Origin of the sequence: Modestobacter italicus (assembly GCF_019799965.1) — a bacterium.
GTDB classification, from domain to species: Bacteria; Actinomycetota; Actinomycetes; order Mycobacteriales; family Geodermatophilaceae; genus Modestobacter; species Modestobacter italicus_A.
Window position 1 is genome coordinate 574,292 of record NZ_JABGCJ010000001.1, and the last position, 19,782, is coordinate 594,073.

Here is a 19,782-nt window from a genome sequence, read left to right on the forward strand (position 1 = left end):
GGAGCCACGGCCGCTGGGAGGTCACGGCCGCTGCGGCGCTCGCGGCGGGGTCACGGCCGCGGGCGCACCGTCTCTCGCTACGGCCCCGAGGTGGGCGCAGGCGCCGGGTCAGGAGACGGGTCCGGGCTGGGCGAGGGCTCCGGGGCCGGGGGCGGTCCGGGGGTCGGCTCCGGGCTGGGCTCCGGCAGAGGTTCCGGGGACGGCTCGGGAGTCGGCTGCGGATCCGGGGTGGGATCCGGGGTGGGATCCGGGGTGGGATCCGGGGTGGGATCCGGGGTGGGCTCCGGGCTGGGCTCCGGGGACGGCCCGGGACTCGGCACCGGTTCGGGACTCGGCGCCGGTTCCGGACTCGGCACCGGCTCGGGACTCGGCTGCGGATCCGGGGACGGCTGCGGGTCCGGCGACGGGTTCGGGGACGGCTCGGGGGCCGGCTCCGGCTGCGGCTCCGGGGCAGGCTCCGGGGCAGGTTCGGGGGTCGGCCGCGGCTCCGGGGTCGGCTCCGGCGTCCGGGTCGGGGGTGGCGGGGGCGGGGTCCAGCGCGACCCGTTGCTGACCAGCACCGTCACCGGGTGCCCCTCAGGGACCGTCGTCCCGCCCGACGGGGACAGGCCGACCACCCGGCCGGCCGGCACGTCGCCGTCCACCGCCGTCCGCTCGACCTGCAGGCCGGCGCCGGCCAGCAGGGTGCGGCACCGGTCCAGCCGGGCACCGACACAGCCGCGGGGCACGGTGCTGCCGGTGCCCTCCAGGTAGCGCGCGTCGGCGGGCGGGAAGGCCGCCGCGGGCCGGCCGCTGAGCACCGGCGCCATCGCGTCGTGCCAGACGGTGGCGGCCTTGCCGCCGCCGAAGCCGCCGACGTCCTGGTTGCGCACCGGGTTGTAGACCATCACGCTCGCCGCGAACTCCGGCGTGTAGCCGACGAAGGTGACCGAGTAGTTGTCCTGCGTGGTGCCGGTCTTGCCGGCGATCTGGTGGCCGGGCACGTACGCGCGACGGCCGGTCTGGCCGCGGTGCCCGGGCTCGACGTCCTTGCGCAGGGCCTGGGTCAGCGTGGTGGCGATGCCCGGAGCGATCGCCTCCGGGGTGCACTGCGGGCCGCCGACGAGCGGCCGCCCGTCGGGACCGGTCAACGGCTGCCCGGACCGGTCCAGCACGGTCTCGACCAGCCGCGGCCGGCACTGCGTGCCCTGCGCCGCGAGCGTCGCGTAGGCGCTGGCCAGCGCCAGCGGGCTGGTCGGCTCGGCTCCGAAGGTGAACGACCCGCGGTTCTCCGCGATCACCTGGTCGGCGATCGGGTCGAGGCTGGTCAGCCCCATCCGCTGGGCTGCCCGGACCGGGCCCTCGACGCTGCCCAGCGCGTCCTCCAGCGCCAGGAAGTACGTGTTGGAAGAGCGGTAGAGCGCCTCCTCCATGTCCAGCCGGCGCGGGTACCGGCCGGCGTTCTGCACGTCGTAGGGGCCGTCGCCGTCGCGGTACACGGTCGAGACGTACGGGTCGGCGGTGCGCAGCTCCAGGTCCAGGCCGAAGCCCCGCTCCAGCGCGGCGGCCGCGGTGAACACCTTGTAGGTCGAGCCGGCGCCCTGGCCGGCCACCGCGGGCAGGTCGACGGTCGTCTGGGCCGGGTCGGTCTCGCTCAGGCCGTACGTGCGGTTCACCGACATGGCCAGCACCCGGCCGGTCCCCGGCTGCACGTTCACGTACACGGCTGCGCGGGGGTCGTCCAGGGCGAGGGTCTGCACCACGGCGGCGTCGCCGGCCCGCTGCACCGCCGGGTCGAGGGTGGTCTGCACGGTCAGCCCGCCGTCCTGCAGGTCCTCGCGGGTGAGCCCGTACTGCTCGGCCAGCACCCGCAGCAGGTGCCCGCAGTAGAAGCCGCCGATGGTGGCCTCGGTGCACCCGTTGGGCGGGCTGCCGCCGTCGACGACGCCCAGCGGTTCGTCGCGGGCGGCCTCGGCGGCCGCCGGGTCGAGCAGACCCACCTCGGCCATCCGGGTGAGCACCAGGTCCCGGCGGGCGAGGGCGTGCTCGGGCTCGGTGACCGGGTCGTAGTACGTGGGGCTGCGGACGACGCCGGCCAGCACTGCCGCCTGGGAGGCGGTCAGCTGGTCGGCCGTGGTGTCGAAGTAGCGGCGGGCGGCGGCCGCGACGCCGTAGGCGCCGTTCCCGAAGTAGACGGTGTTGAGGTAGCGGGTGAGGATCTCGTCCTTGCTGTAGCGCTCCTCGACCGCCAGGGCGATCTGCGCCTCGCGGAGCTTGCGGCCCACCGTGTCGGCGGTGGCGGCGTCGCGCCCGCTGGCGGTCCCGGCGGTCTGCAGCCGCAGCTGCTTGACCAGCTGCTGGGTGATGGTCGACCCGCCCTCGGTGACCTCACCGGCCGCCAGGTTGCGCACCAGCGCCCGGAGCAGGCCGCGGGAGTCGACGCCGGCGTGGTCGCGGAACCGGGCGTCCTCGATGGCGATCAGCGCATCGGTCATCACCGGCGCGATCTGGTCGGGGGCCAGTGGCTCGCGGTTGCGGCGGTAGAACTCGGTGATCAGCGAGCCGTCCGCGGCCAGGACCCGGGTGTTGCCGGGCAGCCGGGTGTCGACGGCGGCGGTCTCCAGCGGGTGGGCGAGGGCCGCGCCGCGTTCGGCGACGACGCCGGCGCCGCCGATCCACGGCGCGGCCACCCCGGCGACCAGCGCGCCGGCCACCACGACCGCCAGTGCCAGCCGGGCCACCAGCCCGGCGGGACGCCGGCGCCGGGGTGCCGCCGGCTCGGCAGCGGGCAGCAGCCAGGGCTGCCGGCGCGGGCCGTCGGGGGCGCTCATCGCATGCCCCGGTGGTCACGGCGACGCGCCTGCTCCCTCGTCGCCGGCACACCGCCGGAGGACCACGTCGACATCCACACCACTCCCGGGACAGCTCACCGACGTCCCCGACCGGGGACGTCTCCTGCTCCCTTGGTGCCACGCGATCCGCGACCCACCCACCGGGCCGGGGTTCTCCACACGATCGTCATGTGCGGTCCGGACGCCGGACGCGCCGCCGACCGCCGGCCGGCGGGCCGTACCGTCGCCGGCGTGACCGCCTCCGACGACCTGCTGGCCGAGCGCGTCCGCGGAGTGCTGGACGTGCCGCTGCACGCCTGGCTGGGCCTGCGACTGGCCGACCCGGGCGACCCGGCCGCCGGCCTCGTGCTGCCCGTGCGGGAGCCGGCGCTGAACAACGGCGGGGTGCTGCACGGAGGGATCGTGGCCGCCCTGCTCGACGTCGCCGCCTACGTGCACCTGCTCCCCCACCTGGAGCGGGGCGAGAACGCGGTCACCCACGACGCCACCAGCTCGCTGCTGCGGGCGGTGCAGCCCGGCGCCGACCTGCTGCTCACCAGCACGCTGCTGCGGCTGGGCCGCTCCGTGGCGTTCCTGCGGTCGGAGGCGACGGTCGACGGGGTCCTGGTCGGCACCGGTCAGGTCACCAAGTCGGTGCTGCGCCCCCGCTGAGGCCGGTCAGCCCCGAGCGGTCGCCACCGCGTCGGCGACCGGCCCCCGCCAGGGCTCGCCGTGGCCGGGCAGCACCAGGTCGGCGTCCAGCTCCGCCAGCGGCTGCAGCGCCGCCGCGGTCGCCGTCCGGTCGTGGGAGAAGAAGCCGGGCAGCAGCTGCGGCCCGGTGCGCCGGGAGGTGGGGTGCCCGGTGACCAGACCGTCGCCGGTCAGCACCGCCCCGGCGCCGGGGACGAGGAAGGCGCTGTGCCCGTCGGTGTGCCCCGGCGTGGGCACCGGGAGGGGCTGGCCGGGCAGGTCCAGCGCGCCGGCCGACGGGAAGGGCTGTGGGCCGGCGGCCGGAAAGGGAAGAGCATGCGGGACGGCGACCGGCCGGGTGCCGCCGAGCCGGACGGCGTGCAGCGCCCACGGCAGCACGCCCGGCCGCCAGGCGTTGGCCAGCACCTGCACGGGCGTGACCTGCTGCAGGTGCTCACGGCGGGCGTGCGCCACCTCGGCCGGGCTGCAGTAGGCGGGGGTGCCGTGCCCGGCGTGCAGCGGGACCGCCGCGCCGATGTGGTCGGCGTGCGCATGGGTGATCAGCAGCGCCCGCACGTCACCGGGCTGGTGGCCCAGCAGCCGGATGGAGGCCTCGACGTCGGCCGCGTTGCCCGGGTAGCCGGCGTCGACCAGCGTGAGGTCCCGCCCGTCCCGGAGCAGGTACCAGTTGACGATGCCGCCGTCGACGCGGAACACGTCGTCGGCGACCTGCTGGACGTCGCTGCGCTGCATGCCCCGATGCTGCCCGAGACGGCACCGGCGCGGCGCCCGGGGCCCCGCCCTCGCGCCACCGGCGACGGCAGCGGTCACCAGGAGCTGGCGACCGGGTGCCCACCGCTCGGTCCCGCCCCGGTGGCGCCGTCCCGTGCCCGGGTCGGCACGTTGAGGAACGACACGTCGCTGGCGTGCTCGTGGTCACAGGAGGGTGCCGGTGACGGTTCTGGCGACGCTGCGTCACCACTAACCTCCGCAACACCGCGAGCCCGGCCGACCCGGCGCCGGCGAGGCAGGGCACCGCCCGAGGAGGAGTGCCGTGGCGACCTACGGCGAGCCACCCGTGTACGACGTCTACGGTGCCGGCGGGCACAGCCAGGTGGTGATCGACGTCCTGCGCGCCCAGGGCATCGCCGTCCGGTGGACGTACAACGACTCACCCGACAACCAGCACCCGGCCAGCCGCGACGTGCGGCCGGGCATCCGGCGGGTGGGGCCGGACGCGTTCCCGCCGCTCGACCTGCCCGTGGTGCTCGCCGTCGGCCGCAACGGGGAACGCGCCGAGCTGTCGGCCGCGCTCGACGCGCGGTGGGGACAGGCCGTCCACCCCTCGGCGATCATCGCCCCCACGGCCACCATCGGTGCGGGCTCGGTGGTGCTGCACGGCGCGATCGTGCAGGCCAACGCGCAGGTCGGGCGGCACGTGCTGATCAACACCGCGGCCAGCGTGGACCACGACTGCGTGGTCGGCGACCACGCGCACGTGAGCCCCCGGGTCGCGCTCTGCGGTCACGTCCGAGTGGGCGAGGGCACCCACGTCGGGGCCGGCGCCGTCGTCGTCCCGAAGGTGTCGATCGGCCGGTGGTGCCGGATCGGCGCGGGAGCCGTCGTGCTGCAGGACCTGCCCGACCACGTGACCGCCGTCGGCAACCCGGCGCGCATCGTGCCCGACCGGCACGGTGAGCCCCCGCCGCGACCCGGGGTCCTCTCCCGGGGTCCGGCCGCGCCGCTGGGGAGGGTCGCCCGGTGACGAGCCCGGCTCTGGCCCGCCGGCCGCAGCCGGCCGGTGCGCACCCCCGGCCCGCCGAGCACGACCTGGTGTTCGTCGGCGCCGGCGCCTCCACCTCCTACGTCCTGCGGTCACTGCTCGCCACGCTCGGCGAACGGCCCCCCGCGACCCCGGTGCGCATCGGCGTCGTCGAACGCGCCGCCGACCCGTTCGGCGGCGTCGCCTACGGCGGGCGGGCCGCCCGCACGTCGCTGCTCATCACCCCGCTGCGGGACTTCCTCCCCGACGGGGAGCGCGCCGCCTTCACCGCCTGGCTCAGCCAGAACCGGCACTGGGTGTTCGACGAGTACCGCGCCGCCAGCGGCCCGGCGTCCCGGCGGTGGTGGGCTCGGCACCGCGCCGCCGTCGAGCGCGACGACTACGAGGCCCTCTACCTGCCGCGCTACGTGTTCGGCGCCTACCTGCAGCAGCAGACCCGGGCGGCGATCGCCGCCGCGGCGGCCGCCGGGGCGGCCACCGTCGAGGTGGTGCGGGACGAGGTCCTCGCCGTCGAACCGGACGACGGCCAGCACCTGGTGCGGTGCGGCGAGGCGACGCTCCGGGCCCGGCACGTCGTGCTGGCGACCGGTTCCCCGCCGGTGCTCCCCCGCCTGCACGTGCCCGGCACCCCGGACCCGGCGCCGGACGGGCTGGTCGACGACCCGTTCGCCGACATGGCGGCGGCCGTACGGCGGGTGTGCGGCGCGATCCGGCGGGCCGCCGGACGGCACCGGCCGCACGTGGTGCTCATCGGCGGCAACGCCGGGACGATGGACATGCTCTACCAGCTGCACGACTGCGCCGCGCCCGAGCTCGCCGAGGCGGTGGTCACCGTGCTCGCCCCGCGGGGCGAGCTGCCGGCCCGGGTCGACCAGGAGCCCCCACCCGTCGTGCCCTTCGACCCGGTGCGACTGCGCGAGCTGGCCGACGCAGCACCGGTCACGGCCGCCGCCGTGCACCACGCCGCGCTCGAGGACATCGCCCGCGGTCGCCGGGCCGGCCTGTCCGCGGCCGACACCCTGCGTCCCGTCTCCGCCGCCGTCGGCCGCCTGCTCCCCCTGCTCCTCCCCGCCGAGGCCGTCGAGTTCGCCGGCCGCTGGGGCACCGAGCTGGGCCGCCACCAGCGGCGGGCCGGCTGGGAGTACCACGAGGTCGTCGAGGAGCTGACCGCGTCCGGCCGGTTCCGCCTGGTCGCCGGCACCTACCTCGGCCTGCGCGCGGCCGGCGACGGCGCCGTCCACGTGCGGGTGCGGGACGGCGCCGGCGAGCGGGAGCTCGACCTCCCGGCCGCGGCGGTGGTGAACTGCGGCGGACCGGCCCGGGAGCTGCGCTGGTCCGGCGCCCCGCTGCTGGCCCAGCTGGTCACCGACGGGGTCTGCCGGGCGACGCCGCTGGGCGGCGGCATCGCGGTCGACGCCTCACTGGCCGCCGCCCCCGGGCTGTACGTGATGGGCCCGCTGCTGGCCGGCAACCTGGTGCACGGCGCACCGCTGTGGCACATGGAGCACTGCGGCCGGATCAGCACCTACGGCACGGCCTTCGGCCGGGAGCTGGCCCGGGTGGTGCTGGGCGACTGAGCCGGCGCCCGAGCGGCCCCCGGTTCCGGACGCGGCCGGGCCGGCCACCCCCGGGCCGGCTCGGGCCGGCCCGGGAGCGCGGGTTCAGCCGCTGACGGCCGCGAGCGAGGGCTGCCGGACACCGGCCGGCGCGGGTTGCGGCACGACGAGCGGCGCCTGCTGCTGCACGCCGGCCAGGGAGTGCCACTGCGCGGACAGCCCGGTCGGTACGTCGACCGTCGGCTGCCAGCCGAGGGCCGCCCGGATCGCCTCCGACGACCCACCCGTGCGACGGACGTCGCCGGCGACGGTGTCGACCCGCTCGACCCGCAGCGGCCGGCCGGCGATGCCGGTGAGCACGTCGAGCACCTCGTTGACGGTGATGCTGCCGCCGCCGGACACGTTGAACACCGAGCCGGGCGGGACGTCGGCCTCGGCCGCGAGCAGGTTGGCGGTGACCACGTCCTCGACGAAGGTGAAGTCGCGCACCTGCTCCCCGCTGCCGAACACCCGGATCGGCTCGTCGGCCAGGGCGGCCCGGATGAACCGGTGGAAGGCCATGTCCGGCCGCTGCCCGGGGCCGTAGACGGTGAAGTAGCGCAGGGAGACGGTCGGCAGGCCGAAGTTGTCCGCGTAGAGCGTGCACAGGTGTTCGGCCGCGAGCTTGGTGACGCCGTAGGGGCTGTGCGGCCGGGGCAGGTGCTGCTCGGTCGTCGGGTAGCTGACCGCGTTCCCGTACACCGACGAGGACGAGGCATAGACCAGCCGGCGGAGGTCCGTGGCCCGGGTCGCCGCCTCCAGGAGCCGCTGGGTCGTGAGCACGTTGGCCTCGACGTAGGTGGCGAAGTCGGTCCCCCACGACCTGCGGACGCCAGGCTGCCCGGCCTCGTGGAAGACCACGCGCACCCCGGTCAGCAACGCGTCCAGGTCGGCGGTCATCAGGTCGGCCTCGACGAGGGTCAGCCCCTCGGCGGGGACGGTGGCGAGGTTGGCCCGCTTGCGCACCGGGTCGTAGTAGTCGGTGAACGAGTCGATCCCCACCACCCGTTCTCCGGCGGCGATGAGACGCCGGGCGATGGCGCTCCCCACGAAACCGGCGACGCCGGTGACGAGCACGGTCACGGTGCACTCCCCTCGCGGTGCTGGACCCCGGCGCCGACCGGCGCGGGGTGGAGATCGCGGTCCGCTCCCGGCGGCCGCTGGGCGCTGCGCAGCATGAGGTTGGCGACGGCCACCGGGAGGAAGATCGCCCAGACGTGACCCGGCGCCTGCAGGTACGGGTTGGAGGCGTTGCCGATCAACATCCCGGCCGCGCCGGTGCAGGCGACCAGGAGGCTGGGGGTCAGTTCGGGTCGCGCCCGGACGGCGCGGAGCACCGCGGCGCAGGTGGCGGCAGCACCGAACAGCACCAGCAGCACACCCACGACGCCGGTCTGCAGCAGGAGGCCGTGGTACTGCAGCTCCCAGCGCCAGGGCTCGACCGGGTCCCGCCAGTAACCGGAGATGGTGGCGCCGAGCCCGTGCCCGAACACCGGGGACTCGGCCCAGGCCTCCAGCAGGACGTCGGACTCGTGGGCGCGGATCTGGTCCTCCCCGGCGCTGGCACCCACGAAGGCCCGTCCGGTGACGAAGCTGCTCAGGCTGAGCAGCGCCGCCCCGACCACCCCGCGGCCGAGCAGCCCGGGGTCGAACACCAGAGCGAGCAGGCCGGCCAGCCCGCCGAGGAGCAGCAGCGGCCCACCGCGACCGGGCGTGGTCGGGACCCCGGTCCGGGTCACCGCCCAGCGCAGGACCCAGAGGATGACGGGGGCGAGCACCAGGACCAGGGCGATGGCCCGACGGCCCCCGGACAGCGTCCCGGCCGTGGCGGCCGCGGCGGCGAACGCCCGCAGCCACCACGGCGGGAGCAGCTGGTCGCGGGTGACGAACAGCGAGGCGATCCACATCGGCCCGGTCGCCACCAGCGTGGACAGCGCGTAGAACCGCACCTCGGTGTAGTCGGCCCCGCCCAGCCCAGAGCCGGCGAGCTCGCCGTAGCCGGCCCCGTACTGCTCCAGCAGCCACCCGGGCAGCAGCGCGGGCAGTGCGCCGGTGTTCTGGCCCACGTACAGCGCGATCGTCCCGCCGACGAAGACGGTCACCACCGCGGCGGTGGTGAACAGCCCCCGCAGCGTCCGCTCGTCGACGGCGACGGCGCAGGTCCACCACAGCAGCGGCGCGGCGACGAAGACGAGCGCGGCCCCGGTGAACCCCGGGTTGGTCGGCCCGGCCGCCAGCCCGACCAACGCGAACAGGAACGTGATCAGGAGCGCCGGGACGAACGCGGCGTCCAGCCGGCGGCGCGAGAGCAGCACCGTGCCGGCCGCCAGCAGCCCGATCAGCCCGAGCACCGGCACGAGCACGTGGTTGTTGGAGACCGGCCGGGCCAGCACGTAACCGAACAGCAGCAGCGCCAGCCACCGCCACGGTCCCCGCCCTGCTCCGGTCACGCGGCGGAGGCTAGCGAGGGTGTGACGGAGGCGACAGGGACTACGCGCTGTCACCTCAGGAGAGGGGGAAGCACCCCCATGCCGCCTCGGCCCTTAGGGGATCGTTCCCACCGCCGGACGCCGAACACCCCCTCACAGAGCGATCGCGATGGGGGCATTGGCCCTAATGCCTGGTCACCGCCGTGCCAGGTCCACCCGGCGAGCCCGAGGCCGGGTGGGCTACCGGGCTCCTCGAGAGCCGAATCGCTCACCCTGGGTGGTTCGGGGTCTCACCGTCCGGGACGACAGGCCGTGGTCACGCTTCGCGCCCGAACGATGACACGAGTCGGTCAAACCGCCTCTGACCTGCACGTTTCCCTCGGCGCAACGATGTGAGTGGGGTCACGGTCGCTTCAGGTTTCAAGTGTAAAGGGGGGTGACAGGCCGACGTTCAGCACTACGGTCCGTGGTCATCGGCCGCCCGTCCCCGGGTGGTCGTCGGGACGGCCGGGGTCATCCGATGGGCCCGGCCGAGTGCGAACGGGGGCGATCCCACTGAACGACGTGCTCCGGGTCATCCGGCGACGAGGCCGGCTGGTCGTGCTGGGTGTGGTGGTGGGTCTGGCGGTCGCCGCCCTCCTCAGCTGGGCCACTCCACGGACCTACGCCTCGACGACCCAGCTGTTCGTCTCCACGACCGGCAGCCCCGAGGACCCCTACAACGACGACCTGTTCTCCCAGCAGCGGGTCGTCTCCTACGTGCAGGTGCTCACCAGCGCCGAGCTCGCCGAGGCGGTGGCCGCCGAGCTGGGGCTGTCGATGACCCCGCGCGAGCTGGGTGAGGCGATCACCGCGACCCCGCTGCCCGGCACGGTCGTGCTGCAGGTGGTCGTCACCGACCGCAGCGCCGCGCAGGCCCAGGAGATCGCCGCGGCGGTGGTCGAGGAGTTCTCCGACCGGGTCACGGAGCTGGAGACCCCGCCGGGAGCGGTCGGCTCCACCGTGGACGTCCAGACCATCCAGGCACCCGACCTGGACACCGAGCCGGTCAGTCCGCTGGTCGCCCGGAACCTCGCGCTGGGCGGTGCGCTCGGCCTGCTGATCGGGCTCTCCCTCGCCCTGCTCCGGGACCGGGCGGACCACTCGGTGCACACCGCCGACGACGTCCGGGAGGTGACCGGGACGGAACCGGTCGCCCTGGTCCCGGAGAACCGGCACCTGGCCCGGGAGCACGTGCTCAGCCACCGGGACCACCAGTCCCAGGCGACCGAGGCCCTGCGCGCGGTCCGCCTGCGACTGCAGCACCTCGACGGCGCCTCGCACCCGCGGGTGGTCCTGGTGACCAGCGCACTGCCGGACGACGGCGCTAGCACGGTGGCGGTCAACCTGGCCGTCGCACTGACCCGGAACGGCAGCCGGGTGGCCCTGGTGGACGCCGACCTGCGGCGACCCCGGGTGGCGCGGTACCTCGACCTGGACGAGGACGCACCCGGCCTGACCGACGTGCTGGCCGGTCGCGTCGACGTCGGCGAGGCCGGGCAGCACTGGGGCAACGGCCGGCTGACGGTGCTGACCGCCGGCCCGCTGCCGCAGGAGCCCGACGAGGCGCTCGGCTCCGCGCGGATGCGCGCCGTGCTCACCGCGCTGCGCGAACGGCACGACATGGTCGTCGTGGACGGGCCGCCGATGCTCTCGGTGGTCGACGCCGCGGCGGTGGCCCCGCTGACCGACGGCGTGCTGGTGGTCGCCCGGGCCGACCGGACCCGGCGGGAGCACCTGGCCGAGGCGGTGGACTCGGTCGGCCGGGTGCACGCCGAGCTGCTGGGCGTGGTGCTCAACCGGCTCCCCCGGTCGGCCGCCCTGGCCCGGTCGGGCGGCTCGGTCTACCGGGCAGACCCCGACCGGTCCTCGGCCGCGGCCCGGCGGGGCGACGAGGTCCGGCCGGTCGGCCACGGTGACGCCTCGGCCGACCCGGTGGCGTCCTCGACGCCCGGCCCGGAGTGAGCCGGTGGCCCCCGGGATGCGGCTCCGCACGCGAACCACCCGCCTCGGGTCGGCCGCCCGGTGCTGCCGCGTCCGCCCACTGATCGGTCGATTCGAGTCGAGGAGGTCGTCGTGATCGTCCAGGACCCCGCTGCCCGCTGGAGGCTGCTGCGCGGAGCCGTGCTCGCCGTCGACGTGGCCGCCCTGCACGCCGGCATCGTGCTGGCCACGACCGCCCGCTACGACGGAGCGCTGGACCAGGCGAACACCACCGGCCTGCTGCTCGGCATGGCCCTGGTCACCGTGGTCTTCCCGGTCGCCGCCACGGCGCTCCGGCTGCACCAGGGCCGCTACGCCGTCGGCAGCGCCGACGAGGTGAAGGCCCTCGGCGCGGCGGTGGCGCTCACCGCACTGGCCCTGCTGGGCCTGGACGCCGCCGCCGGCACCCCGCGGCTGCTCCCGCTGAGCGTGCCGCCGATCGCCGCCGTGCTGGCCTTCGTGCTGATGATCGGCTGCCGGCTGGCGATCCGCAGCCAGCGTGAGGGGGCCGCCCGCCCCCGCACCGGCCGGCGCACGCTGGTGTTCGGCGCGGGTGACGCCGGTGAGCAGCTGATCCGCTCGATGCTGGGCGACCCGGCCGGGGAGTACCTGCCGGTGGGCCTGCTCGACGACGACCCCACCAAGCGCCACGCCCGGATCCGCGGCGTCCGGATGTACGGCGACCGCCGGTGCATGCCGATGGCGGTCTCGGCCACCGGCGCCGAGCTGCTGGTGATCGCGCTCCCCTCCGCCGACGCCGAGCTGGTCCGGGACCTGTCCCAGCGGGCCGGCGAGATCGGCCTGACGGTGAAGGTGCTCCCCCGGGTCGCCGACCTGCTCAGCCGGCGGGTGGGCATCCGCGACGTCCGGGACATCGACGTGGCCGACCTGCTCGGACGGCGCCAGATCGACACCGACGTCGGCGAGATCGCCGGTTACCTGCGCGACAAGCGGGTGCTGGTCACCGGCGCCGGCGGGTCGATCGGGTCGGAGCTGTGCCGGCAGATCGCCAGCTTCGGCCCGGCCGAGCTGCTGATGCTCGACCGCGACGAGTCCGCCCTGCACGCGCTGCAGCTCACGATGTTCGGCGAGGCCCGGCTCGACCTGCCGCAGGCCATCCTGGCCGACATCCGTGACGGGGCGGCGCTGCAGGCGCTGTTCGCCGAGCGGCGGCCGGAGGTGGTCTTCCACGCGGCCGCGCTCAAGCACGTCAACATGCTCGAGCAGTACCCGGACGAGGGCTGGAAGACCAACGTGCTCGGCACCCGCAACGTGCTGGCCGCGGCGGCGGCGGTGGGGGCGACCCACGTCATCAACATCTCCACGGACAAGGCCGCCGACCCGATCAACGTCCTGGGCCACACCAAGCGGATGGCCGAGCAGCTCACCGCCACCTACGCCCAGGACGGCGCCCGGCGCTTCCTCTCCGTGCGCTTCGGCAACGTGCTGGGCAGCCGCGGCTCGGTGCTGGAGACGTTCGCCGCCCAGATCGCCCGCGGCGGACCCATCACGATCACCCACCCGGACGTCACCCGGTACTTCATGACCATCCCGGAGGCGGTCCAGCTGGTGGTCCAGGCCGGGGCCATCGGGGTGGGCGGCGAGGCGCTGGTGCTCGACATGGGCTCACCGGTGCGGATCGCCGATGTGGCGGCCCACCTGGTCAGCCTCGAGGAGCGGCCGATCGAGATCGTCTACACCGGGCTGCGGCCCGGGGAGAAGCTGCACGAGGACCTCTTCGGCGCCGGGGAGGGCGACGCCCGCCCCATCCACCCGATGATCAGCCACGTCCCGGTGCCCCCGCTGGACCCGGCGGTGCTGGCGGCCATGGAGGGGCCGCTGGCGGTGGAGGGCCTGACGGGTGTGCGGGCCCCCGCGACCGACGCCGCACCTGCGCGCCCGGCGGAGCAGCTGCCGGCCAACTCCGTCGAGCAGGTCGTGGTGCACCAGTCCCGGCCGCTCGGGGTCCCGGTCGACGTGGTCGGCGACGGCGCGGTGAACCGGTGACCGTCACCGCGGCGCCGGCCCGGGGCCGGGTGTTGCTCTCCTCCCCCGACGTCGGGCCCCGCGAGGAGCAGCTGGTGGGCGAGGCGGTCCGCTCGGGGTGGATCGCCCCGCTCGGGCCGATGGTCGACGAGTTCGAAGCCCGGGTGGCCGACCGCTGCGGACGGCGGCACGCGGTGGCCCTCTCCTCGGGCACGGCGGCGCTGCACCTGGCGCTGCTGCAGGCCGGGGCGGGGCCGGGCACGGCGGTCGTCGTCCCGACGCTGACCTTCGCCGCGACCGCCAACGCGGTGGTCTACACCGGCGCCGAGCCGGTCTTCGTCGATGCGACCGAGGAGTCCGGCACGCTGGACCCGCAGCTGCTCGACCGGGCGCTCACCGAGCTGCGGGAGGCCGGCACCCGGGTCGCCGCGGTCGTGCCGGTGGACCTGCTGGGCCGCTGCGCGGACTACCCCGCACTGGAGCGGACCTGCCGGCGGTTCGACGTCCCGGTCGTCTCCGACGCCGCCGAGGCGCTGGGCTCCTCCCTCGGTGCCCGGCCGGCTGGCTCGTTCGGGGAGAGCGCGGCGCTCTCCTTCAACGGCAACAAGATCATGACCACCAGCGGCGGGGGGATGCTGCTGACCGACGACCCGGCGGTGGCCGCCCGCGCGCGGTACCTGAGCACGCAGGCGCGGCAGCCCGCCGTCCACTACGAGCACACGGAGGTCGGCTACAACTACCGGCTCAGCAACCTGCTGGCCGCCCTGGGGATCGCCCAGCTCGAGCGGCTCGACGAGATGATCGGCCGGCGCCGGGCGCTGCGCCGCAGCTACGTGCAGCTGTTCGCCGGCGTGCCGGGGGTGCGGGTCTTCCAGCACCCCGGCGACCAGGACGACAACTGCTGGCTGACCGCCGTGCTGGTCGACCCGCAGACCGCCGGGTGGTCAGCCGACGACCTGCGGGCCGCGCTGGACGCCGCCGACGTCGAGTCCCGCCCGCTGTGGAAGCCGATGCACCAGCAGCCGGTGTTCGCCGGCGCGCGCTCGTTCCTGGACGGCACCGCCGACCGGCTGTTCGCCACCGGGCTGGCGCTGCCCAGCGGATCGGCGCTGACCCCCCAGCAGGTCGAGGTCGTCACCGACGCCGTCCTCGGGTTCCTGGCGGCACGCCGGTGAGCCGGGCCGCCTACCTGCGGGTCAAGCGGGCCGTCGACGTCCTGGTCGCCGGCGCGGGCCTGCTGGTCACCGCACCGGTGACGGTCGCCGTCGCGGTCGCCGTGCGCCGCGACCTGGGCTCCCCGGTGCTGTTCCGCCAGCAGCGCCCCGGCCGGGGCGGTGCGCCCTTCGAGCTGGTCAAGTTCCGCACGATGCGGTCCCTGGGCCCGGACGACGGCGTGGCCACCGACGCCGAGCGGCTGACCCCGTTCGGCCGGTGGCTGCGCAGCACCAGCCTGGACGAGCTGCCGACGCTGTGGAACGTGCTGCGCGGGGACATGAGCCTGGTCGGGCCGCGGCCGCTGCTGATGGAGTACCTGCCGCGGTACACCCCGGAGCAGGCCCGCCGGCACGAGGTGCGGCCGGGCATCACCGGGCTGGCCCAGGTCCGCGGCCGCAACGCGCTGACCTGGCCGGAGAAGTTCGCGGCGGACGTGGAGTACGTCGACCACCTGGGTCCGGCCCTCGACGCGCGGGTGCTGCTGGCCACCGCCGTGACCGTGTTGCGCCGCCAGGGCATCTCCGCGCCGGGGGTGGCGACGATGCACCTGTTCACCGGTGAGGAGCACCCCGCCGTCGACCCCGCTCCCGTGCCCGACCGGCGGACGCCGTCGTCCGCCGAGCACCATGCCGCCTGAGGCGGGACCCGCACCGGGGACGGCGCCATGACGTCGGTGTCCGACGGCACGACGCCCGCCCCGGCGGGGACCCCGCCTCCGCCGCGGCGCGTGAGCCGGCTGCGGCCGGTGCTGCGCGGCCTCCAGCTGCCGGCCTGGTCCGGGGTCCAGGTGGCGGTGCAGATGCTGGTCGCGCTGCTGTCGGCCCGCTGGCTCGGGCCGGGCGACCGTGGTGACCTGGTCCTGGCGACCACCATCGCCACGCTGCTGCTGCTGGTCAGCAGCCTGGGGGCGGGGGCGGCCTCCCGGGTGCTGCTGGCCGAGCCCGGCCGGTGGTGGACCTGGTCGCGGTACGTGCGCCTGGCCGCCGTGCTGACCGTGCCGCACGTGCTGCTCAGCGCGACCCTCGGGCTGGCCCTGCTGGTGCAGCTGTCCGGCAGCGGCCCGGCGGTGGTCGCCCCCTTCGTCGTCTACTCGGCGACGGCGCTCGGCGCCCATCTGCTGCGGGAGGGGCTGCACGGCCTGGGCCGGCACCGGACCACCATGGCGATCGACGTGGCCGCGGCCTCGGTGCAGCTGCTGGGCATCGCCGCGGCGCACGCCACCGGCCACCTGACACCGGCGACCGCGCTGTGGATCGGCGCGGGCTGCTACGCCGCGGCGATCACCACCCAGGTGCTGGTCGGGCGGGCCACCGACGTGCTGGACCGGGGCCGCCCACCGGTGGGGGCCCAGGAGTTCTGGCAGCGGGCCCGGGGCTTCCTCGGGGTGAGCCGGTTCGCCCTGGTCGCCGCGCTGGGCCAGTCCTTCGTGGTCAACGGCGACCGGCTGCTGCTGGGCGCGGTCGGCACCTCGGCGCAGGTCGGCGTCTACGCCGCGGCCTCCTCGCTCGCGCAGCTGACCTGGGTGGCCCCGGTGGCGCTGACCGCACTGCTCACCCGGCGGACGGCGGAGGACGGGTCGCTGGCGGTCTGGCGCCGGCTGCACGTCCCCGTGCTGCTGCTGACCGGCGTGCTGGCGGTGATCGTGGCGGTGCTGGGCTGGATCGCCATCCCGGTGCTGCTGGGCCCGGAGTTCACCGCCGGCCGCGAGGTGCTGCCGGTGCTGTGCGCGGCCGCCGTCCCCTACGCCAGCTACCACCTGGACACCGCGGCCCGGGCCGGGCTGCGCGACCTGCGTTCCGGCGCGCTCGGCGCGCTGGTCGGGTGCGGCGTCCTGGTGGTGGCGACGGTGGCCGGCCACTGGCTGGCGGGCACGGTCGGCATCGCCTACGGCGTGCTCGCCACGTACCTGGTGATGGCGATGACCGTGCGGGCGCTGATGACGCGCGGGCGGAACGCGCAACCCGACGCGCTGCTCGGGCGTTGAACTGCCATGACGACCGTCAGCGCCCCCCTCCTCCCCGACGACACCTGGCCGGTACCGCTGGTCCCGGTGGGCGACGTGCGGGTGGTCCCGGCCGTGGATTGGGACCAGGTCATCGCCCGGCTGGGCGGCCGGGACACCTACACCAGCTCGGCGTACCACGCGGTCTCCGCCCTGCTCGAGCCGCCGGGCACCCGCCCGGTGCTGCTGCACCACCGGGCCGCGGGCGGCGAGGTCGCCCTCCCCCTGCTGCTGCGCCCGTTGCCGGGGGGCGAGGGCTGGGACGCCCTCAGCGCCTACGGCTACGGCGGGCCGGTCTCCCGGGGCGGGCGGCGGGTGCCCGGCCTCGGCGCGGCGCTGGACTCCTGGGCCCGGGTCAACGGCGTGGTCGCCACGTTCCTGCGCCTGCACCCGCTGCTGGGCAACGCCGGCGCCGTCCCGTCCGGCGCGGAGCTGGTGCCGGTGGGCTCGACGGTGGCCTGGGACGTCTCGGCCGGCCAGGACCTGGCGGCCGGGATGCACCCGCACCACCGACGCGCCGCCCGCCGTGCCGACCGGGCCGGGCTGACGGTGGACGTGGTCCGGCGCCCGGCGTCACTCGCCGAGTTCCGCGCGCTGTACGAGGTCACCATGCGGCGCCAGTCCGCCGATCCGTTCTTCTACTTCCCCCAGGCCTACTGGGACGCCCTGCTCGAGGCCGGCGACGCGCTGGAGCCCGTGCTCGTGGAGGGCCGGCTGGACGGCGAGCTGGTCGCTGCGCTGCTGTGCTTCCGGGCCGGCCGCCGGCTGCACTACCACCTGGGCGCCTCGGCGGACGTCGCCCGGACCCTCGGCGCCTCCAACCGCTGCTTCCTCGCCGCGGCGACCTGGGGCCAGGCCGAGGGGGTGTCGGTGTTCCACCTCGGGGGCGGCCTGGGCGGCAGCCCCGACTCGCCGCTGTTCGTGTTCAAGCACCGCTTCGCCCCGGCCGACGAGCCGCTGCCCTTCCACGTCGCCAAGCTGGTGCACGACCGGGAGCGGTACCGGGAGCTGGCCGGCACCGACTCGACGGCGGGCTTCTTCCCGCCGTGGCGCCGTGGCGACTGAGCGGCGCCCGGGCCGGCGCCGGGGATCAGCAGGACGGCCGGACGACGGCCGCGGCCAGGCCGCCCAGCTCGTGCAGGACCGCGTTCCCCCAGCGCTCCAGGGACATCGGCGCCCGCGCGTCGGCCAGCTGGACGTCGGCGTCGGTGCACCGGTCGACCAGCAGCCCGGCGCGGGCCAGGTGGTAGCTGCTGGTGACCACCGCGATCCGGGTCCAGCCGCGTTCGGCGACGAGCTCACCGAGGGCTCGGGCCTCTGCCCGGGTGTCACCGCCGGGCGCGGTGAAGCACTCCACCGTCAGCTCCCCCGGCTCGTCGCACAACGCCCGGGTCGCGGCGTTGTCCGCGCCGTCGGCCACCGAGACGACGAGCACGCCAGCGCCCTCCCGGGCCAGCCGCAGGGCGGCGGGCAGCCGGGCCGACGCGTCACCGGCCAGGACGACGACGGCCTCGGGCGACTGCACCGGAGCGGGCATCGGCCAGACGAAGAAGCGGAGCACCACGACGGCGGGCAGCACCAGGCCGAGCAGGACCGCGACGGGCCACCTCCGCACGGTCGGCGAGTCTGCCACCGGAGCACCCTCCGCAGGGCCCTCCCGCGCCCGCCTCGGCGACCGGCACGGGTGGACGGGGCCCGGCCGTGACGCCCCCGCCCACGGCGCCCGCCGCACCGGGCCGGCACCGGGCGCCGCGCCGCCGGGTGACGCTGGTCCTCGCCGGGGTCGCCGTCCTGGTCGCCGCCCTGGTGGGCTGGACGATCGCCCGGGAGGACGCGTCCGGGAGCGCCCCGGCCGGCAGCCCGGCGCTGGACCTGACCGCCCGCGCGGGCGAGGTGGTGGTGACGGGTGCGGGCTTCCCGCCGGCCGCGACCGTCCGGCTCTCCGCCCGCACCGCCGGCGGTGGCGGGTCGGCCTGGACGACGACCGGTGAGGACGGGGGCTTCGACCTGGTCCTGCGGCCACCGGACGGCTTCACCGGGGAGGTCGCGGTGTCGGCGAGCTCCGGGGACGTGCGGCAGGAGCAGGCGCTCGACGTCCCGGCGGGTGCGGCACCGGCCACCGGCCCGGACGGGGTCGGCACCGACGACGCGGCCGGCGTGCCGCTGGTGGTGCCGCTGACCGGCGCGCCGGCCGAGCCGCCGGAGCGGGCCCCCACCGGGCTGCCCCGGTTCGACGTGCCGGAGGAGATCGCCGCCGACTGCTCGGTGGACGTGACCGACGAGCTCAACCGCTGGCTGGCGGGCGTGCCGGACGGCAGCGAGCTGCGCTTCGCCCGGGACGGCTGCTACCGGGTGGACGGCTCGCTGCGGCTGGAGGAGCGCAGCGACCTGGTGGTGTCCGGGGCCGGGGCCACCTTCCGGGCCACCACCCGGGTGCCCACCCGCACCACCGAGCGCGCCCAGTGGCGGCTGGACCTGGGCGCGGGGATCACCCTGCGGGACATGACCCTGGTCGGGGTGAACCCCGAGGTGCGGTTCGACGAGGACCAGGAGTTCGACCACAACCTGTTCATCCGCGGCACCTCCGACGTGCTGATCGAGAACGTGCACGGCCGCAACGCCCACGGGGACTTCATCTCGGTGGCGCACGGCGCCGACGGCGAGACGATCCCCACCGGCATCACCATCCGGGACGTCTCGGCCGACACGATCGGCCGGATGGGCATCGCCTGCGTGGCCTGCGACCGGATGAGCGTGACCGGCAGCGTGCTCAACGGCGTCGCCCTGCACGCCTTCGACCTGGAGATCGAGGGCGACGGGCGGCCCGGGCGGGAGGTCACCTTCAGCGGCAACACCGTGGAGGAGCACGGCTGGGCAGCGGTCTCGGTCGGGACGCCGTTCCAGACGTTCGACAACGACCTCTCCGACGTGGAGATCACCGACAACCTGGTGACCCAGCCGGGGACGGCGACCGACGAGTGCCTGCCGGCGATCAGCTTCCGGGACAGCAAGATCCCCGCCGAGGGCGTGCTGATCGCCGGGAACAGCCTCCGGTCGCGGACCGACGCGATCCTGGTGCGGCTCGCCTCGGACGTCACGGTGCGGGACAACACGGCGACGCGGCTGGGGCCCAGCTGCGGTGACCCGGTGGGGCTGCGCACCGAGTCGGTGGAGGGGATGGACGTGGGCGGCAACGAGTTCTCCGGCTACCGGGCCGCCCAGGTCACCGAGTGAGCCACCCGGCCCGGCG

At 76.0% G+C, this 19,782-nt stretch carries 15 protein-coding genes; 10 read left to right on the forward strand and 5 right to left on the reverse strand.

What is annotated here, in order from left to right; genetic code table 11:
• Positions 1 to 77: 77 nt before the first annotated feature.
• Positions 78 to 2,810, reverse strand: a complete 2,733-nt coding sequence (locus HLA93_RS02875; protein ID WP_222192742.1) for a penicillin-binding protein — start codon at positions 2,808 to 2,810, stop codon at positions 78 to 80.
• Between the two features lie 252 nt (positions 2,811 to 3,062).
• On the opposite strand from HLA93_RS02875, the gene HLA93_RS02880 reads away from it, so the two are divergent.
• Entirely contained in the window at positions 3,063 to 3,482 is a 420-nt protein-coding gene (locus HLA93_RS02880; RefSeq protein WP_308127909.1) for a PaaI family thioesterase, read from the forward strand.
• A 6-nt stretch (positions 3,483 to 3,488) separates the two neighbouring features.
• Here HLA93_RS02880 and HLA93_RS02885 read toward each other — a convergent pair whose 3' ends face one another.
• Entirely contained in the window at positions 3,489 to 4,253 is a 765-nt protein-coding gene (locus HLA93_RS02885; protein WP_222192744.1) for an MBL fold metallo-hydrolase, read from the reverse strand.
• A gap of 301 nt (positions 4,254 to 4,554) precedes the next feature.
• Here HLA93_RS02885 and HLA93_RS02890 point away from each other — a divergent pair, with 301 nt between their 5' ends.
• Entirely contained in the window at positions 4,555 to 5,265 is a 711-nt protein-coding gene (locus HLA93_RS02890) for an acetyltransferase (protein ID WP_222192745.1), read from the forward strand.
• A complete protein-coding gene (locus tag HLA93_RS02895) occupies positions 5,262 to 6,860 on the forward strand; it encodes an FAD/NAD(P)-binding protein (protein WP_222192746.1) in 1,599 nt (532 codons plus the stop codon). Before HLA93_RS02890 ends, HLA93_RS02895 begins: the two co-directional genes overlap by 4 nt.
• A gap of 84 nt (positions 6,861 to 6,944) precedes the next feature.
• Here HLA93_RS02895 and HLA93_RS21935 read toward each other — a convergent pair whose 3' ends face one another.
• Both HLA93_RS21935 and HLA93_RS21940 read right to left on the reverse strand, forming a co-directional pair.
• On the reverse strand, positions 6,945 to 7,961 hold the full coding sequence (locus tag HLA93_RS21935) for an NAD-dependent epimerase/dehydratase family protein (RefSeq protein WP_222192747.1): 1,017 nt from the start codon (positions 7,959 to 7,961) through the stop codon (positions 6,945 to 6,947).
• A complete protein-coding gene (locus tag HLA93_RS21940) occupies positions 7,958 to 9,328 on the reverse strand; it encodes a hypothetical protein (protein ID WP_222192748.1) in 1,371 nt (456 codons plus the stop codon). The genes HLA93_RS21935 and HLA93_RS21940 overlap by 4 nt, the downstream gene beginning before the upstream one ends.
• A 513-nt stretch (positions 9,329 to 9,841) precedes the next feature.
• Between HLA93_RS21940 and HLA93_RS02910 the strand changes: the two genes are divergently transcribed.
• The 6 genes from HLA93_RS02910 to HLA93_RS02935 all read left to right on the forward strand — a co-directional run bounded on the left by HLA93_RS02910 (position 9,842) and on the right by HLA93_RS02935 (position 17,597).
• The gene (locus tag HLA93_RS02910; RefSeq protein ID WP_308127910.1) at positions 9,842 to 11,311 is read left to right on the forward strand and encodes a polysaccharide biosynthesis tyrosine autokinase; all 1,470 of its coding nucleotides are present in this window, start codon (positions 9,842 to 9,844) and stop codon (positions 11,309 to 11,311) included.
• Positions 11,312 to 11,422: 111 nt separating this feature from the next.
• Positions 11,423 to 13,336: a nucleoside-diphosphate sugar epimerase/dehydratase gene (locus HLA93_RS02915; protein WP_222192750.1), complete on the forward strand. Its 1,914-nt coding sequence runs from the start codon at positions 11,423 to 11,425 to the stop codon at positions 13,334 to 13,336.
• Positions 13,333 to 14,490 carry a DegT/DnrJ/EryC1/StrS family aminotransferase gene (locus HLA93_RS02920; RefSeq protein WP_222192751.1) on the forward strand — a complete coding sequence of 386 codons (1,158 nt, stop codon included), beginning with the start codon at positions 13,333 to 13,335 and terminating at the stop codon, positions 14,488 to 14,490. Before HLA93_RS02915 ends, HLA93_RS02920 begins: the two co-directional genes overlap by 4 nt.
• On the forward strand, positions 14,487 to 15,167 hold the full coding sequence (locus tag HLA93_RS02925; protein ID WP_308127911.1) for a sugar transferase: 681 nt from the start codon (positions 14,487 to 14,489) through the stop codon (positions 15,165 to 15,167). The genes HLA93_RS02920 and HLA93_RS02925 overlap by 4 nt, the downstream gene beginning before the upstream one ends.
• 27 nt (positions 15,168 to 15,194) lie before the next feature.
• Entirely contained in the window at positions 15,195 to 16,514 is a 1,320-nt protein-coding gene (locus HLA93_RS02930) for a lipopolysaccharide biosynthesis protein (RefSeq protein ID WP_246625493.1), read from the forward strand.
• Positions 16,515 to 16,520: 6 nt separating this feature from the next.
• Positions 16,521 to 17,597 carry a GNAT family N-acetyltransferase gene (locus tag HLA93_RS02935; protein WP_222192752.1) on the forward strand — a complete coding sequence of 359 codons (1,077 nt, stop codon included), beginning with the start codon at positions 16,521 to 16,523 and terminating at the stop codon, positions 17,595 to 17,597.
• Between the two features lie 25 nt (positions 17,598 to 17,622).
• On the opposite strand, the gene HLA93_RS02940 is transcribed toward HLA93_RS02935, so the two are convergent.
• Positions 17,623 to 18,165, reverse strand: coding sequence for a YdcF family protein (locus tag HLA93_RS02940; RefSeq protein WP_222192753.1), 543 nt, complete (start codon positions 18,163 to 18,165; stop codon positions 17,623 to 17,625).
• 68 nt (positions 18,166 to 18,233) lie between these two features.
• On the opposite strand from HLA93_RS02940, the gene HLA93_RS02945 reads away from it, so the two are divergent.
• Positions 18,234 to 19,766 carry a right-handed parallel beta-helix repeat-containing protein gene (locus HLA93_RS02945; RefSeq protein ID WP_222192754.1) on the forward strand — a complete coding sequence of 511 codons (1,533 nt, stop codon included), beginning with the start codon at positions 18,234 to 18,236 and terminating at the stop codon, positions 19,764 to 19,766.
• Positions 19,767 to 19,782: the final 16 nt, after the last annotated feature.